At 31.7% G+C, this 17,863-nt stretch carries 21 protein-coding genes and 1 other annotated feature; of the genes, 5 read left to right on the forward strand and 16 right to left on the reverse strand.

Translation table 11 applies throughout. The features are described 5' to 3' along the window. Positions 1-35 precede the first annotated feature (35 nt). From Q326_RS0111230 to Q326_RS0111300, 14 genes are all read right to left on the reverse strand, one after another. On the reverse strand, positions 36-2,102 hold the full coding sequence (locus Q326_RS0111230) for an N-acetylmuramoyl-L-alanine amidase family protein (protein ID WP_026895484.1): 2,067 nt from the start codon (positions 2,100-2,102) through the stop codon (positions 36-38). 190 nt (positions 2,103-2,292) lie between these two features. Further along, positions 2,293-3,279, reverse strand: coding sequence for an AIR synthase family protein (locus Q326_RS0111235; RefSeq protein WP_026895485.1), 987 nt, complete (start codon positions 3,277-3,279; stop codon positions 2,293-2,295). A 37-nt stretch (positions 3,280-3,316) separates the two neighbouring features. Further along, positions 3,317-3,898, reverse strand: coding sequence for a hypothetical protein (locus Q326_RS0111240; RefSeq protein ID WP_026895486.1), 582 nt, complete (start codon positions 3,896-3,898; stop codon positions 3,317-3,319). Between the two features lie 359 nt (positions 3,899-4,257). After that, positions 4,258-4,494, reverse strand: coding sequence for a hypothetical protein (locus Q326_RS0111250; RefSeq protein ID WP_026895487.1), 237 nt, complete (start codon positions 4,492-4,494; stop codon positions 4,258-4,260). A gap of 84 nt (positions 4,495-4,578) precedes the next feature. Next, positions 4,579-5,514 carry an ArsA family ATPase gene (locus tag Q326_RS0111255; RefSeq protein ID WP_051531407.1) on the reverse strand — a complete coding sequence of 312 codons (936 nt, stop codon included), beginning with the start codon at positions 5,512-5,514 and terminating at the stop codon, positions 4,579-4,581. A gap of 60 nt (positions 5,515-5,574) precedes the next feature. Next, entirely contained in the window at positions 5,575-5,865 is a 291-nt protein-coding gene (locus tag Q326_RS0111260; protein WP_026895489.1) for a DUF7990 family protein, read from the reverse strand. A 54-nt stretch (positions 5,866-5,919) separates the two neighbouring features. Next, positions 5,920-6,423 carry a CPBP family intramembrane glutamic endopeptidase gene (locus tag Q326_RS0111265; protein WP_026895490.1) on the reverse strand — a complete coding sequence of 168 codons (504 nt, stop codon included), beginning with the start codon at positions 6,421-6,423 and terminating at the stop codon, positions 5,920-5,922. 279 nt (positions 6,424-6,702) lie between these two features. Beyond that, on the reverse strand, positions 6,703-8,325 hold the full coding sequence (locus Q326_RS0111270; RefSeq protein ID WP_026895491.1) for a carbon starvation CstA family protein: 1,623 nt from the start codon (positions 8,323-8,325) through the stop codon (positions 6,703-6,705). Between the two features lie 26 nt (positions 8,326-8,351). Further along, the gene (locus Q326_RS0111275) at positions 8,352-8,846 is read right to left on the reverse strand and encodes a DUF8052 family protein (protein WP_026895492.1); all 495 of its coding nucleotides are present in this window, start codon (positions 8,844-8,846) and stop codon (positions 8,352-8,354) included. A gap of 126 nt (positions 8,847-8,972) precedes the next feature. After that, positions 8,973-9,677, reverse strand: a complete 705-nt coding sequence (locus Q326_RS17205) for an ATP-binding cassette domain-containing protein (RefSeq protein WP_245592093.1) — start codon at positions 9,675-9,677, stop codon at positions 8,973-8,975. 5 nt (positions 9,678-9,682) lie between these two features. Then, positions 9,683-10,450 (reverse strand): ABC transporter permease, encoded by a 768-nt coding sequence (locus tag Q326_RS0111285; RefSeq protein WP_034601975.1) that lies wholly within the window; start codon positions 10,448-10,450, stop codon positions 9,683-9,685. Then, a complete protein-coding gene (locus Q326_RS0111290; RefSeq protein WP_026895494.1) occupies positions 10,431-11,405 on the reverse strand; it encodes an ABC transporter substrate-binding protein in 975 nt (324 codons plus the stop codon). The genes Q326_RS0111285 and Q326_RS0111290 overlap by 20 nt, the downstream gene beginning before the upstream one ends. 302 nt (positions 11,406-11,707) lie before the next feature. Continuing rightward, a complete protein-coding gene (locus Q326_RS0111295) occupies positions 11,708-12,256 on the reverse strand; it encodes a rubrerythrin family protein (RefSeq protein ID WP_034601978.1) in 549 nt (182 codons plus the stop codon). A gap of 135 nt (positions 12,257-12,391) precedes the next feature. After that, positions 12,392-12,676 (reverse strand): metalloregulator ArsR/SmtB family transcription factor, encoded by a 285-nt coding sequence (locus tag Q326_RS0111300; RefSeq protein WP_051531410.1) that lies wholly within the window; start codon positions 12,674-12,676, stop codon positions 12,392-12,394. 182 nt (positions 12,677-12,858) lie between these two features. Here Q326_RS0111300 and Q326_RS0111305 point away from each other — a divergent pair, with 182 nt between their 5' ends. The 5 genes from Q326_RS0111305 (at position 12,859) to Q326_RS0111325 (ending at position 15,704) form a co-directional block, all read left to right on the forward strand. Continuing rightward, entirely contained in the window at positions 12,859-14,109 is a 1,251-nt protein-coding gene (locus Q326_RS0111305; RefSeq protein ID WP_026895497.1) for a DUF1576 domain-containing protein, read from the forward strand. Between the two features lie 46 nt (positions 14,110-14,155). Further along, positions 14,156-14,497 (forward strand): hypothetical protein, encoded by a 342-nt coding sequence (locus Q326_RS0111310; RefSeq protein ID WP_026895498.1) that lies wholly within the window; start codon positions 14,156-14,158, stop codon positions 14,495-14,497. A gap of 157 nt (positions 14,498-14,654) precedes the next feature. Beyond that, entirely contained in the window at positions 14,655-14,843 is a 189-nt protein-coding gene (locus Q326_RS0111315) for a spore coat associated protein CotJA (RefSeq protein WP_026895499.1), read from the forward strand. A 12-nt stretch (positions 14,844-14,855) separates the two neighbouring features. After that, the gene (locus tag Q326_RS0111320) at positions 14,856-15,119 is read left to right on the forward strand and encodes a spore coat protein CotJB (RefSeq protein ID WP_026895500.1); all 264 of its coding nucleotides are present in this window, start codon (positions 14,856-14,858) and stop codon (positions 15,117-15,119) included. 12 nt (positions 15,120-15,131) lie between these two features. Continuing rightward, on the forward strand, positions 15,132-15,704 hold the full coding sequence (locus Q326_RS0111325; protein ID WP_026895501.1) for a manganese catalase family protein: 573 nt from the start codon (positions 15,132-15,134) through the stop codon (positions 15,702-15,704). Positions 15,705-15,811: 107 nt separating this feature from the next. On the opposite strand, the gene trpB is transcribed toward Q326_RS0111325, so the two are convergent. Together trpB and Q326_RS18265 are read right to left on the reverse strand one after the other, a co-directional pair. Then, entirely contained in the window at positions 15,812-17,008 is a 1,197-nt protein-coding gene (gene trpB, locus Q326_RS0111330; protein WP_034601980.1) for a tryptophan synthase subunit beta, read from the reverse strand. Between the two features lie 67 nt (positions 17,009-17,075). After that, positions 17,076-17,322, reverse strand: a binding site (T-box leader). A gap of 338 nt (positions 17,323-17,660) precedes the next feature. Then, positions 17,661-17,863 (reverse strand): transposase (locus Q326_RS18265; protein WP_026895503.1); only part of this gene is annotated, 203 nt, incomplete at its 5' end.

Genomic DNA, 17,863 nt, shown 5'->3' on the forward strand with positions numbered 1-17,863 from the left:
AACTATTTACTACTATCTACTAACTATAATATATACTATTTAAAATATTCCAATAGTCCATTTGCCAATGCCTCTACTGCTTCATCATGATACTTATCAGTAACTATCTTCTTTTCTTCAGCAGGATTAGTTACAAATCCTAATTCTACTAATGCTGCAACCATTTTAGATTCCCTTACTACAACTATTGTAGGTTTCTTCAATATTCCCTTATCATTCATTCCTAAACCTTTTAAAAGTGCATTATGCATTGTTTCAGCAAATGGATAATTATCGCCCTGTTTTACATCGCTATTATATGCAGGACAATACAGTGTTTGAATTCCAGCTATATCTTTATATCCTTCTGAAGTACTAGGCATTGCATTGAAGTGTATACTTACAAAGGCATCTGCATCAGCATCATTGGCTATATCTGTCCTTTCATATAGTCCTACATACTCATCCTTATCCCTGGTGAGTACAGTTTTGAAGCCCAATTCCTTTAACCTCTTTTCCAATTTAAGTGCTACCTTTAATGTAAGTTCCTTTTCCTTATATCCTGTTGTGGGTGCTATTGTACCAGGATGTTTTCCACCATGACCTGGGTCTATTACTATAATCTTATCTCTATGCCCTTGTTCACCTGGCAGTTGTTGATTATCCTTCATAAATCCTATCTCTATATCATCAGTTATAGATGCCGACTTTATATCATAGGATATATCATCTTTGAATCTTATAGAAATCCTTTTAAAATCTCCTTGGCCTTCTACTTTTATGTCCTTTACCAACTCATCATCTACTAGCTCTACTCCATCTTTTATATTTATTTTATCCTTTGGCGCTTCTATTTCCATTGTATTTCTATTTCTATCATAACTTGCATAGTATTTTGTCTGTCTATCTGATTCAATAGATATCAACGCCTCTCCATTTTCCATTTTATAATCTATTCCATCTATTTTACTGTCATCTACATATACTATTAATCTATTGTCAAGGATCTCTGTTTCAAAATTTGGTCGTTCATCTAAATCTTCAATGTCTAAAACTACCCTTACTATCTTATCCTTTGTATCATAAAAACTATCTGGTTCAAATTGAGAAGTCCTTACTCCCTTTATATAATCATTATGAATATCATATTCATAATTTTTATCTTCCAAAAAGGAATCCAACATATCTATAACTATTCTATCAGGATTTGCTAATCTCATCATATTGTACTCAGGCTTGTTAGTATTATGTATTACTACTGCCTCTCTACCATCTATTTCTTCTAAAGTTATATCCTCTAATTGATTTTCAAAAGATATAGTCAATTTCTTATTGTCCTGGGAGTTCTGTATATTGTATCCCACATATCTATCCAATTCTATAACTAATCTTGTAGTATCGGGATTTATTGAAAATTGTGATGCCCTTATCTCCTTTATAGGATACTTATTGACTTCTTTTTCAAATAATTTTTCACCATTTAAATCATTATCTATCAAACTCAAATTACTATTGGGAACATCTATTACTAATCTATAAGGGTCTTCCAAATACATCGCTTTATGTGTAATAGGTCCCGTTGTGTCCAATACTATCTTTGGTAATCCCTCTTTATCGTCTATATCTATTCCTGTTATTTTCTCTTCTTCAAATTTTATTATTGCAGCCCAATTTTTTTGGTCCCATCCTACTTCAAATCCCAATGCTTCAGATACAAATCTCAAAGGCACCATGGTTCTACTATTGATTATTTTAGGAGGAATATTATATGGCATATCTTTAACCTGTCCATCAATAACCACCTTAGGACTGTCTATTTTTATAACAATCTGCCTATCTGCTGTGTTGATCTCCACTTCCCTATCATCTTGAAACCATTCCACATCTGCATTTAAATAATTAGCTACAAATCTTACAGGCACTAGAGTTCTTCCTTCATAAATTACCGATGGAACATCAGATTTTATGGGTTCTCCATTTACAAGTACATTTACTTCTTTTACTTGTGTCAACTTTCCGTCCAATTTTACCTTTACAAATTCTGGTTGATATTCTGCATAAGACAAAGATAACATTCCTAGCATCAAACTTAATATCAGTATTACAGCAATTATTTTTTTCATCTCTTCTCCTTCCCATATGTAGTATTTAATAAATAATCTAGTCATCAGTGTTTTTCTGTCAATTTTTTCTATGAAAGTTAAATTCATAAAAAAATAAGATGATATTTACATCTTCTAAATCTATTTATATCATCTTATTAAACATTATGTCAACTGATATCAAGTTTTGTAATATAATCTTAAAATAACTTCATATAACCTTATATAGTTCATCACTAGATGGAGGATCTACTGTAATTACTTCCCCACTTATACTCTTCATGTTTACACCTGTTTCTACTATTTCACCAATCTCTGACACCATAATATTTTCTTTATTCAATGCTCTTTTTATTTCTTCTGCAATTCCTCCCTTGCATATGATTAGCATACTTCCACTGGAAATAAGCCTAAGGGGATTTATATCTAATAGTCCGCATATTTTTTTGCTTATATTATCAATAGGTATACTATCTTGATATACCATTATGCCTTTATTGATGGCCTTTGATGCCTCCCAAACTGCTCCCAATACGCCTCCCTCTGTAATATCATGCATATAGTCTACTCCTATTTCTCCACAAATAATGCCCTCTTTTACCACACTTATATTGTCCATCATAGATTGTGCCTTTTGAATATCCTCTTCAGAAATGCTATCTTTTAGCTTGTCCATTAGCTCAGTAGATATTATTGCAGTGCCCTCTAATCCTGCTGTCTTGGTGATTAACACCCTATCTCCCAATTCTATTTCAGAAGCATTCATAATCTTAGATTTTAATTGCTTTCCTATTACCGTTGTAGATATGACCATCTGGTTAACTGCTCTAGTTATCTCAGTATGTCCTCCTATTATCTCAACATTTAATAATTTCGCTGCTTTTCCTGCTTCTTTCATAACCCTTTCTATATCTTTTTCTGTAGTATCTTCTGGTGCCATTATTGTCATTAATATACCTATGGGTTCTGCTCCATTAGATGCCACATCATTGCAAGAGATATTTATTGCCAACTTTCCTATATCCTTTGTAGCTCCTGTTATAGGGTCTGTAGACACTACGCAGCCATAATCTCCAAAATCTATCACTGAACAATCTTCACCTACTGCTGCCCTAGACATTACCTCTTTTCTCTTGTGCTCTATGTTTTTAAATACTAATCTTTCTAAAACATCGTTGGGCAATTTCCCTATTTCCATGATTTTCCCCCCATTGTTTGCTATTTTTAAATATATACTAGCTATATACATCTTTACATTGATCTATATTTATAATCCTATGATCTGTTACTATAGCTATAGGATAAATATTCTCTGCAGGAATATCACCTAAAATTAATACCTCTTCATCGTATCCCTTTGATTTATCTTTTCTTAACTTTAAATTTTCTTTAAAGCTCAATGACGTATCCCAATATGTTTTTATATTTTCCATCCCAATTTCATCTATATAATTTTTACAGTATTTAAAACCATCTATATCCTTTAATATAAATGGCTCATATATCTCATTAGCCAGATTTTCATTGGCTATCCATGCATTATCAATATCTATCTTTACCCCCAATAGCACACTATGGGAATGCCAGGTATTAAATGTCCCAAAATTCATACTACAAAATATAGCCCTTTGACGCATTACCCAGTGGGGTATATTATCTGGTTTAAAATCATCCATAAACTTATGGAATTCTACATATTTAGTCTCATATGTATTTTTGTCATCATATTTTATGCCATTTTTCAATATATTTCTCAAATCTACTATATCTACTATATGATATACAAGTCCTGTCTCTGTATAATCGGGTAATAACAATTTTAAATCTTCCCCTCTCATCCTTTTTGTTTTTACCCATTTAGTATCTTCTATTTGTCTATTTTGTATTCAAATACAAATCTCTTTATCTTAATATATGATATCACATTACCCATACATTGTTAATTACAGTTTTTAGTTATATAGCTATAAATAATATCTTAAATTAGGGACAAAATATTATAGAGGTGATCTGGAAATGACTATAAATTGTGTGGAATCCTGCGTATACCAATATAATGGTATTTGTACCCTTACCCACATAACTAAACCCACTGGAGAAATAAAATCAGGTTGTCCATACTTTAAAAGTAAAAAGAAGAAAACCCAAAAACCAGACCCCTAAGGTCTGGTTTTTCCTACTCCTCCATTTCTCCCATTAAACTCATTATATTATTTGTAGTATTTATTGCCTCTTGCATTATATCCTTCAAATTGGTAAAATAATCAGAAATCTCATCATCTTTATCGGTACCATTGTTATTTGATGTCAAAAGCATCTCCACACTGTTTAGATGGTCCATATTGTCCCAATTATTGTCTTCTATATATTTGAGCTCATTTATTACATTTTCCAAACTCTGCATATCATCCATGCTTTCTTCCTCCTTATTCCATAGTATATTCTATTATTCCTCATTTTCATTAGAATATGTAATCAGTAAATAGAAGTTGGAGGTCTATAAAAAATCCTTAAAATATGGAGATATCTCATCAATATTTTTTGCCTCCATATCATCTTGAAGCATTGGCAACGTTATTATTTTTTTATCTTTAAAGCTCTCTTTTATTATACTTATATATTCCTTTTCTTTAGTTTTCTTTTTAATCCAAAAATCATCTTTTAAATCTGTCGGTAATATTCTATTTACTATGAGATAGTTTACCGATAGATTATATTTTTTTAATACATTGATCGCCTTCTTTGTTTCTTCTATAGGTAATCTCTCTGCATTTAATACAAATACAAAACTCAATCTCTCTTCATCAATTATAATCTTCCTTGCTCTTTCCATATTTTCCTTTCGCCTATTTAATATCTTTAAAATTGGATCTTCATTTATTAACTCTTCATCCTTTTTTCTATCGTCTGATACCATCTGTTTAAGTTTTATTATCTTTCTTCTTCTTTTCAATAATGAGTCTATCCATCCCCCCAGTAATTCTGGTAATGAAAGTAATCTTATAGTATGACCTGTAGGAGCTGTATCAAAAATTATCCTATCATATTCATTGGACTTTTCATTAATTATTTCTACCATTTTATCGAACATCGCTGATTCTTGAGTACCTGGTGATATAGCTGCTGCATCTAATTGTCTTTTTATTTCTTCTAGTATTATGGGGCTTATTATCCTAGATAAATTTTTTCTAATACCGTCTATATATTTTTCACTTTCACGGTCGGCATCTATCTCTATGCTATATAAATTTTCCCTTAATTTAACAACATCTGAACCTATCTCTGTTTCAAATATATCCGATGTTGAATGGGCAGGGTCAGTAGACACCAATAAAGTCTTTTCTCCTTGATTGGCACAGTGAATAGCAAATGCAGCAGAACAAGTGGTCTTACCTACTCCTCCCTTTCCTCCAAAAAAAACTATCTTTTTCATACTGATCATCTCCCATATGAAAGTATTAGACTACAATATAGTTAATTAACAACCTAGATATCAAGGGTCCATATCATAGTCACCAAATTTATCTTCCCAAATACTCTTTCTATCGGACATTTTTTTACTCCATCTCTCCATGTCTTCTGCTAAATAAGGCAATATTTCCAATGTATAATAGCTTATACTTATGGGTATTCCCAAATTATCTGCAAAACATATGAGCATAAAATTATCTATCTCATCATCTATTTCATTTTCTATCATACCCTTAGATTTGCGTTTTAAATCGGTGGCCCCTTGAAAGAACATCTTGAAATTTTCAACAATTTCCTTAATTCTATCCCACATCTCTATCCCACCTTTCTACAGTATATATTTTAATAACTTTAAAAAGCATATTTATCAAATAAATGTTACATATCTTAACATAAAAGAGATAAAATTTCTTATACAATGAATCCAAAACACAACCCCAAAAGCAGAGAAATCCTTCTTTTTATAAAGTATATATGAATATGCTAATAATAATCCTATTATGAATCCAAAGAAAATATATAATACACTATAGCTATGTGAAATCCCAAATATCAATGCTGAAACAATGACAATGATTATATTTTTGCCTTTGAAATAATTTATTGAACTTAATATCTCAATAACTCCATATTGAAATATTAATGTCTCTATTATTGGAGCAACTATGGACACTGTTATAAATTGTGCCAATAAAGAAGTCCTTGTTATACTAACTGGAGCATTCATAGAACCAATATATTTTTCATATAAATAAAATAATGGTATCAAAGGTATAAATATTAAGTAGGTAAATACTACAATTAATACAATAAATTTTACAGGTGATAAGGTCTTTAAATAGTTATGTATTTTATTAAAAGTTTCTACCATTATTTTCCCCCTTTAATCCTATTTTATCAAACTAATAGATTACCTGTCCAAAGTATTCAAAAATCCTATCTACAAAAGCTTTGTTATCCAAAGACATAATATAAAACAGTTAGTAGTTCGTAGCTAGTAGTTAGTAGTTGATGGTGGAAATCCTATGGATTTCATCATTATACTACTAGCTACTAACAATTAACTACTAACTGTCTTCATTCAGCTCAGTAACTGTTCCCATACCTTTGTTATTAGGCTAAAGATATGAAACAGCACTTGAAAATTTTATTAAGCTTTATTTTTTTCTTTAGGTGTTGGTGATGTAAGCACCTTGTATGACTGGCCTATAAGGATCAATGCCAATATGAAAAGTGCTATGGCAAAACCTACTAATAAATAATTGCTATTTGCAATATTTGCCTTTATCAACAATACTAATGCAGTAAGGGTTACAGCAAACATAAATATCATAGGTATTATAGTCATAGAATTGGAACTTCCTCTATTTTTTAACCATGCTGCCAATGCTAATAGAGCCAATGCTGCCAATAATTGGTTAGCAGATCCAAATAATGGCCATACTTTACTCCAACCTACTACTGCCAATCCTCCACCAAGGATAACTGTTATAATAGTTGAAACAAATCTATTGGTTACTAATATACTCTGCTTTTCCTTAGTTTCATCTTCAAAGAATTCTTGGAATATGAATCTACCAAGTCTAGTAGCAGTATCCAAACTTGTAAGTGCAAATGCAGATATCGCCAATGCAACAAATGACTTTCCAGCCACAAAATCTATACCAAACTTTGTCATAAATGTTCCTACCCCATCAGAAAACACATTTACAGGACCACCGTTGGATAATAATGTAGCTAATTTGTCCTTTCCTATATAAGCAGCTGTTACCAATGCGATTGCAGCTAAAGCACCCTCTATAAGCATACTACCATAACCAATAAGCTTAGTATCTGCTTCATTATCTACCTGTTTTGCAGTAGTTCCTGAACCCACCAATGAGTGGAATCCTGATATGGCACCACAAGCAATTGTTATAAATAACATTGGAAATAGGAATTGTCCGTTTCCTAAATTAAATGATGTATATGCTGGTAATTGTATTTCAGGTCTATATAATATCAATCCTAATACAGCCCCTGCCATCATTGCATATAATAAATAAGAATTTAAATAATCTCTCGGTTGTAATAATATCCAAACTGGTGTAACTGATGCTATAAATATATATACTAGTATGATTGCAATCCATGTATTTCTTGAAAGTATCAATGGGTTATGCATCCCAAAATAAATACTTGCAAATAATAAAATAACTCCAAATACTGTTCCTATGCCCAAAGGCACACCTTTTCTATAAACGAAAAATCCAAATACTATTGCCAATATAATAAATAATACAGAAGATGTAGCTGCCTCTGGAACACTAACAAAGGTATTGGCCACTATATTTGTAAATGCAGCAATAACCAAAAGTAGTGTCAACCAAGCAAATATAGAGAATAATTTTTTCCCTGATTTACCAATATTGGCCTCTATAATCTGACCAACTGATTTTCCACCATGTCTTACAGATGCAAATACTGATCCAAAGTCATGCACTCCACCAAAGAATATACTTCCTATTATTATCCATAACATAACAGGAATCCATCCAAATATGGCGGCTGCAATAGGTCCTACTATTGGTCCTGCACCTGCTATAGAAGCAAAGTGATGTCCCAATAATACTGGTGCCTTTGCTGGAACATAATCTACTCCATCACCCATGGTATGTGCTGGTGTTGGTTTAGATGGGTCTATTCCCCATTTCTTGCTTAACCACGCACCATATGTGGCATAAGCAACAATAAAAATAAAGATAGTAAAAATTACTAAAGCTAATGCACTCATGATATAACCTCCTTAATATATTTATTTTAAGGCTGATAAAATTTACCAACCTTTTTAGCCTTTTTACTAGTTAAAACCTTTTCATCATCTACACAAACCAGTACTAACCTTATGTCTACCCATCCTTTTAGGCCAAATGCAAAACCTTTATGATATTTGAATTTTTTTACTTTATCTAATATTTCTTGAGCAATTTGACCTTTAGTTACTATTATGCCTGTAATCATGGAAGACATATGTTCTTCATCAGGTTTTACATGAAATTGAACTAGATCTTTAAGTACATCAATAAATCTATCTAAGCTAAACAAATCTAGGCTATCAAAATACTTTAAAAAACAATGTTCATTATTCTCAAAGGCATATATAGTTGCTGATTTCATAACCATATATCTTTCGTTTCTCAAATTATATTTAGCGTACATATCGAAGGTTAAATCATTATATCTGTAATCTTCTGTTATATCGAAATTTTTAGATAGTCTTTTTTTTATACTATCCTTATACTTTTTAAATTCCATAATATCACCACTATCTCTATATAGTATGAAAGTACTATTTAATTCCATTTTAGTTCATAACTTTATGAAAGTTTATACTTTTTGTATCGAATGCATAATGTAGTGTATGAAATGCAATATTTCAGTTTAATATGCAATATATGATTCTAATTTTTTCCTATATACACTCAAATTATATTCATTTCTTTCGTCTTGTGGTATATTTATCCCAATTTTATCTAATATAAACATAGGCGGTCCCGTAACTACAAAAATTTCATCAGACATAATAAGGGCTTCATCTATATCATGGGTAACCAATATAGATAGCTTCTGTTGTTTTTTCCAATTATTCAAAATTAGATTTATCAATCTTTTCTTTATATTTAAATCCAATCCTTTAAAGGGTTCATCCATTATCAAAATATCTCCATCATATGCCAATGCCCTAGCTATAGAAACCCTTCTTTTCATTCCTCCACTTAGTTCATGAGGATATGTATTCCCGAAATTTTTTAGTCCTACTTTTTCTAGGTACTCATTGGCTATATCTATTTTTTGTCCACAATCTAATTCGTTCTTCAATACAAAAATAATGTTCTCCATTGCAGTATCCCATGGCAATAGCCTATCTTCTTGAAATATATAAGAAAATGTAATGTCTTTTATACCTTTTATAAAACCTCTGTCATAAGACTCTATGCCTGTAATAATATTTAATAATGTAGTTTTCCCACAACCTGATGGTCCAAAAATACATACTACTCCACTCTCTCTAAAGGACATATTAAATTTATCTAATACATTTACATTATTATATTTTTTATTTAGCTTATCCAATTCAATATTCAACTGTATCATCCTCGCTGTTTTTTATATGTCAAATTATTTATAAAATAAGAAAAAGTTTTTTCAAAAGATATACTCAAGATTATGACCATCAATGTCCATGCAAAAAGCTCCTGGGTCTCCAAATATACCTTTGCATTATATAAATTGGCCCCTATAGAATACTTGGGATTACTTAATACTTCTGCTGCTACAGTAGCCTTCCACCCCAATCCTAATGATGTCATACTTCCTGCTGCAAAATATGGAATTATTGAGGGTATATATATTTTCATTAGAATGGACATTCTTTTAACCCTATAAACCTTTGCCATTTGCAAAAGTTCATTATCTACATTTCTTACCCCCTGAACCACATTGGTCCATATTATTGGAAAGCATATGAGAAAACCTATAAATATAGGCACATTTCCCGAAGAAAACCACAATAATGCAATAATAATAAATGACATAACTGGAGTAGATTTTATGGTATTCATTACAGGATATATGAATGTATATATATATTTATTAATACCAGATAAAACACCTAGTATTAACCCTAAAATTACAGATATCATAAATCCAATAATCACTCTAATGACAGATATCAATACAGAAATCCAGAATCCACCACTAAATATTAATTTTTTAAGCATTAAAAATACTCCCATGGGAGAAGGGAGAAATAATTCCCTATTTATAATCAGATATAATATCTCCCATATCAGTATCCAAAATATAATAACTCCTGTATTTATTAAAATTTGTTTTATCTTAATAGTATAATCCTTCATCAGGAATTTTTCCTCCAACAGATTTTGGATTGAAATCATATAGTATCCTTATAAATTTATCCACCATATCTTTAGCCTCTTGACCATCAATATATACTATATTACTATAAGGCAATGCCTTCTGTGCTATAGCAGCATTTGGTAATATCTTAAACTTCTCTATAAGGTCTGCCGCTTCTTTGTTGTTTTCATTTACCCATTGTACTGAATTATCATATTCTTTTAAGAAATTATCTACTATTTCTTTATTGTTTTCAGCATATTCCTTCCTTACTACAATACATCCCATGGCTAATTGACTATTGCCTTCTGTTACCTTATTCCACTCTTCCGTCATATCAAGGGCAATCCTCAAGTCTTCATTTTTCATAATTGCAGTAGTTACATGGGGCTGAGGTAATAATGCAATATTAACATCTCCAGATGCAGCAGCTGCTGCTAACTCACTATGCTGTAACGTAAAATCTATTTCTACATCATTCATTGGGTCAATATCATTTTCTTTTAATATATAACTCAATGCATAGTCTGGAGTAGCACCCTTACCACTGGCATTTATTTTCTTACCCTTTAAATCTTCAACAGTTTCTATTTCATTTCCATTTTCCAATACGTATAATACTCCCAAGGTATTTATAGCAGCTAATTTCACCTCTCCTTCAGTTTTATTATATAGTACAGCTGCCATATTACTAGGCACTGCTGCAATATCAACCTCTCCATTGGTAATCTTACCTATCATATCATCGGGTGCACCTAATACTGTAAAATTATAATTGATATTATTCTCCTTACTCTCATTATCCTCCATCAATTTAACCATGCCCATACCTGTAGGTCCTTTCAATGTGGCTACATTTAATGTAGCATCTTCTGTTATTCCAGTATTATTTGAACACCCTATAACAGAAAAAATTAATACAAATATTAATAATATGTAAATCAACCTTTTCAAATAAAACCCCTCCTATTAATTTTTATTTTCTATATGTATTATTTCTAACCCAATATATCAAATTCCTTCAAATTTAAAAAAGCGGACACTATAGTCCATCTAGATTATTAACAAAGATACAATTATGACAAGAATATAAAACAAAGAACTATTTTCTAGAATTTATAGAGATATAAAAAAAGTTAGTAGTTAGCTTAATGCTGGAATCTATAAGACCTCCACCATTAACTACCAACTACTAACTACTTTTATATCTCTGCCATTAAACTAATGTGGACACTATAGTCCACTATTATATGATCTTATTTAAATGCTGTAAATCTATCTGCTTTTGCACCACAGATTGGACATTTGTCTGGGGCATCCCCTTCCACAGTATACCCACATATATCACAAACTTGTATATCTCCTATTTCATAATCTTTTTCTTGGTCTACTGCATCCTTTGCCTTTGCAAATAAATCAGCATGGGTCTTTTCTGCTTCATATGCATATCTAATAGAAATAAGTGCTTGTTTTTCCCCTTGCATTTCAGCCACAGCCTTAAATGCTGGATACATTTGTCCCACTTCATAGTTTTCTCCATCTATAGCACCTTGAAGGTTTTCAGATGTTGGTCCCAAGCCAAATCCAGCGCCAGAAGTCACAGAGAAATCACCTTTAACGTCCTTCATAGCCCTAAAATGATTGGTAGCATGTACCTCTTCTGCATAGGAAATAGCTCTAAATAGTCTAGCTACATTAGGGAATCCCTCACTTTCAGCCTTTTTACCCCATACTCTATATCTCATATGAGCTTGACTTTCTCCTCCAAAAGCTGATCTCAAATTTTGAGCAGTCATATCATTCATATTTATACATCCTCCTTAATTTATTATTAATTTATTAAAATCTATTATTCACACACAATATATTTAATACCCATAATGATATATATTAAACAAAAAATATATAATCACATAATCAAATAATCATATATTTTATTTTTAAAAAAGTGCAGCTATAATTTTTTTTACGTCTTCATCTACTACATAGTATTGAACTTCAATCCCATTTCTTACGCCCTCTACTATACCTGCAGCTTTTAATTTAGACAAATGCTGAGAGATAGTAGATTGGGGAATAGCTAAACAACTCTGCATCTTAGACACATTTCTTCCCTGTTCTTCCATAAGCCCTTTTACTATACACAATCTTACAGGATGAGATATTGCCTTTAAAAGCTGTGCCTTTTGCTCTAATACATCTCTTTGTCTATCTATTTCATTAATAAGTCATCACCTCTTATACATCTTTATATTTGAATATTACAATATTGACATCTCTATGTCAATATTAAATCATATCCTGAATTGGCTTTTTCTAATTGTCATTAAGAATACTTTATCTTGATTTTACCAAGTAATTATATTATATTAAAATAAAATGATATTTTCTATAGAGAGGTGATTTTTTGATACAAAGAAAATTAAAAATGGATGAAAAACAAAAGATTTCTATCCTATCTTTTCTACCCCTTATGTTTATTATTTTGGCCTTTTATTTCGATTCTCCTACCAATATAATCAAAGGACTATATCAAATAGTAATAAATCCAGATTTATTATTAACCGATTATATAGCTGTTGGAGGTGCTGGAGCCACATTAATAAATTCGGCTATTCTTACCCTTATAAATATATATATACTCTATAAATTAAATATTAAAATAACTGGATTACCTATTGCTGCCATTTTTACAATAGCTGGTTTTTCTTTTTTCGGTAAAAATATTGTAAATGTTTGGCCTATATATATCGGTGGATATCTTTATTGTAAACATCAAGGTGTTAAATTTAAGAGTATCGCTCTAATAATCATGTTCGGTACTGCTTTAGCTCCATTAGTTAGTCAATTGATGTATGGAACAACCCTTTCTGATCCCATCGCATTATTAGTAGGAATAACCTTGGGTATATTAACAGGATTCATTTTGCCTACTTTAGCCTCTCATATGATAAGATTTCACGACGGATACAATCTCTATAATGTAGGATTTACTGCAGGAGTTATAGGTACTGTGATTATATCCATTCTCAGAAGTTATGGTGCAATTATAGAAGCTCAAATGATAATTTCAAAAGAATATGATCTCTTTTTTAAATTGTTTTTTACATTTTTTTCTTTATTATTACTTTTTATTGGTTATTGGATGAATGGAAAAAGTTTAAATGGATATAGAGAATTATTATGGTATTCTGGAAGAACAGTAACAGATTTTACCCAATTGACCTCATATGGAATTACCTTTATTAATATGGGAATCATGGGAATGATCTCATTGATTTATATAATTATGTCTGGTGGTATAATAAATGGCCCCATTATAGGTGGTATATTAACAGTTATGGGATTTAGTGCCTTTGGTAAGCACCCTAAAAATACAATTCCAATACTCCTTGGAGTGTATATGGCTACACTTACAAAGCTCTGGGAACCAAATTCCACCGCAGTTATTATTGCTGGACTATTCGGTACCACATTGGCCCCTATTCCTGGAACATATGGTTGGGGTGTAGGTATATTGACAGGTTTTCTCCATTTGTCTGTAGTTATGAATGTGGGGTATCTCCATGGTGGGATAAATCTATACAACAATGGCTTTGCTGGAGGTATAGTAGCAGGTGTTTTGACTCCAATAATGGATGCCTTCACTAAAGACTAATTATCATATATAATATAGTATAAAATAAAAGGAGGATGTTTCCTAAATGAAACACGAGATTAAAAAAGTTTCTAAAATTTTAGACGAACTTACTACTTTTTTCTTTACTAAAGGTGCCAAAAATATAGACGTCTCCATCAGCGATCAAGATGAATACTTCAAAATATCTTGTAAAGTTGATAATATAGACTGCTCTGATTTTAGAGTGAAAAAAATATCTGAGTTATTAAATCAACCTCGTCAGCCCGAAATGGAAGCATACTATTGGGAGCTTACTGGTGAATGTGATACAGATACAGAGCTAAGCCTTGTGGGAATGATGGTAGATAAGGCAGAAATAAGCTTCAAAGGTGTCTCGCTTTCGATAGTATTATATAGATATAAGTAGAGTTAGTTAGTAGGTATTAACCATTAACTACTAACTTTTCTCGTTAACTGTGATGGAATAATATATTCCATCTTTTTTTATTTTTTGTATCATCACAATAAAACTTTTATCTCATAGTATATTACTATAAAGAAATATACTTTGGGAGGAATCTAATATGAATGATTATTATAGTCAACGACAACATTATTATGAGCCAAATATGAGACCAAAATATAAATTGGCCCATGCCTATGTGCCATATCAAGTCTTAAATAGAATCTATACACCTAGAGAGGCTCTATGCAGAGGGACTCTCTTTCCTGAATTATTTATGCCCTATAAAAAAAGCAGAAAGGATTGTTAGGAGGTAATATATATGAGGAGAGAACAGTTAGATTTATTAGTAAAATTGATGGAAATAGAGTTCTGTCTCCTTGAGACAGCTCTATATTTAGATACTCATCCAACAGATGAGAGGGCCCTTAGACTTCATAACGACTTTTCAAAACGATGTAAAGAAATAGAAGATATGTATACTTCTAAGTATGGCCCCATAAGAAATTCACAAATGAGTGATTGCCCTTGGCAATATATTAAGAGTCCTTGGCCTTGGGAAATAGACTATTGTGGATGTAATTAAGGAGGTTAAATTATGTGGATATACGAGAAAAAGATACAATACCCAATAAGGGTAGATTCATGTAACCCTACCCTAGCAGCTATGATTTTAGAACAATTTGGTGGAGCTGATGGTGAACTATCTGCTGGTATAAGATACCTCACCCAAAGATGGTCTATGCCCACTGATCAAGCAAAAGGAATCCTTACAGATATAGGTACAGAGGAACTAGCCCACTGGGAAATGATTGGTACTATAGTTTGGAAACTTATAAAAGATGCCCCCATAGAAAAAATCAAAGGCACTCCCTTTGAAGCCCATTATGCAAATCATGGAAAAAGTCCGTTCCCCCATGATGCAGCTGGAGTTCCATGGACTGCTACCTTTATTCAATCAAAGGATGACCCCATAGCAGATATTCATGATAATATGGCAGCAGAACAAAAGGCTAGAGCAACCTATGAACACCTTATAAATCTAAGTGACGACCCTGGAGTGATTGACTCATTAAGATTCTTAAGAGAAAGAGAAGTTGTACACTATCAAAGATTCGGCGAGACTCTAAGGATAGTGGAAGAATATAAAGATAGTAAGAGATATTATTAGTTAGTAGTTCGTAGCTAGTAGTTCGTAGTCGATGGTGGAAATCCTATGGATTTCATCATTAAACTAATAACTACTAGCTACTTACTAATAACTTTACTGTATATTTTTCAATAATCTAAAATTCCCTTTTCTAGCATACCCTTTACTTGTTCCACATCTTTATCCCCTCTACCAGACAGATTGATTATAATTATATCATCCTTGGAAAGCTTCCTAGCAAGTTCAACTCCATATGCTATGGCATGGGCACTTTCTATTGCAGGAATTATGCCCTCACTATTACTTAATAACATGAATGCATCTATTGCTTCCTTATCAGTTATCGATACATACTCTGCCCTTCCACTGGCTTTATAGTAGCTATGTTCTGGACCTATTCCTGGGTAGTCTAACCCTGCTGCTATAGAGTATACTGGCAATGGCTCTCCACATTCATCTTCAAGAGTATAGCATTTGAAACCATGAATAATACCCACTTTCCCTTTAGATATAGAAGCAGCATGTTCACAAGTATTTAACCCTTTCCCAGCAGGCTCTACACCTATGATCTTTACATCTTTGTCTCCTACAAAGGGATGGAAAATACCTATTGCATTACTTCCACCGCCTACACATGCTACTACATAATTAGGTAATCTCCCTTCCACCTCTAATATCTGTTTTCTAGCCTCTTTTCCTATAATGGATTGGAACTCTCTTACTATTGTAGGATATGGGTGAGGGCCCACTGCCGAACCTAACAAATAAAAAGTATTTTCAGCATTTTTAATTAAATCTTCCAATGCTTCATCTACAGCATCCTTTAAAGTAGCCGTTCCTCTAGTTACAGGGATTACCTTTGCCCCTAATAATTCCATTCTAAAGACATTTAATGATTGCCGTTTTGTATCTACTTCACCCATATATATAGTGCAATCCAAATCCAGTAATGCACAAGCTGTTGCTGTAGCAACTCCATGTTGTCCTGCTCCCGTTTCTGCTATTACTCTTTTTTTACCCATCCTTTTAGCTATAAGCGCCTGACCAATAGCATTATTTATCTTATGGGCACCAGTATGATTTAAATCCTCTCTCTTTAAATAAATTTTTCCTCCACCTGCTTTTTCAGTTAACTTTTCTGCAAAATATAGAGGATTTTCTCTACCTATATACTGCTTATGATAATATTTAAGTTCTTCTAAAAACTTATCATCTTCCATACACTCATAAAACTTATTTTCCACTTCCTTTAGTATCTCCTTTAATTCATCTGGTACATATGCCCCACCAAACTCTCCAAAATATCCATCACTTTTTCTAATCATTTTTATTTACCCCCTTAAAATTTAACAATAATATAAAATAAAAAATCCCCTATATGCATATACGCATATAGAGGACGATTATTTACACCGCGGTACCACCTCAATAATTACAATTGTAACCACTTATTTCAGATACGGGACTATCATAAATATCCGATATCCTATCTCTATAACGGGAGAGTACCGTGTTTGCCTACTATAATTCAGCTCCAACTCATAAGCCCATTCAATATATTATCAAATATTCGGATTCCACCACCCCGAACTCTCTATAATTTTTTAATATATCTACTATCCTTAATCAAAGTTTTATTTTATATTATTTTTAGTCATTATAATATTACTTGTCTAATATGTCAACTAAATTCTTTCATTTTTATAATCATAAAACTAAGGTATAATCAAAATTCTCTAAGATTTAACCACTCTTCAACATATATCCTAGAAAGATACATCAGTGCTTCTTTATTATTGGGGCTGTTTCATAACTGATTAATCAGTTATGAAACACCTCTTTTATTATGTTCAAGTTAACAACTGAAGTACCTAAGTTTCAATAAATTCAAATATATTTTTCTTAGCCTAATTTTAGGTATAGCAAACAAAACTTAAATATTTTTAAGGTTTATTCTATTTATTATATTTTTTATAATTAAATTGCCTCTTTATATTTCACGAAACCCAGTTTATTAGATTTCATTTTATTACTTAATTTTTTTATATTTATGGCAAAACTTAATAATTTCATCTCTGCAACGATTTTTTCCATACTCCTATGTCTAAATCTTAAATATCTCATTCCTGATTTTATATATGAAAATATTCCTTCAGCTTGAATTGAACGATTAAGTCTTT

Origin of the sequence: Clostridiisalibacter paucivorans DSM 22131 (genome assembly GCF_000620125.1) — a bacterium.
Taxonomy (GTDB): domain Bacteria; phylum Bacillota; class Clostridia; order Tissierellales; family Clostridiisalibacteraceae; genus Clostridiisalibacter; species Clostridiisalibacter paucivorans.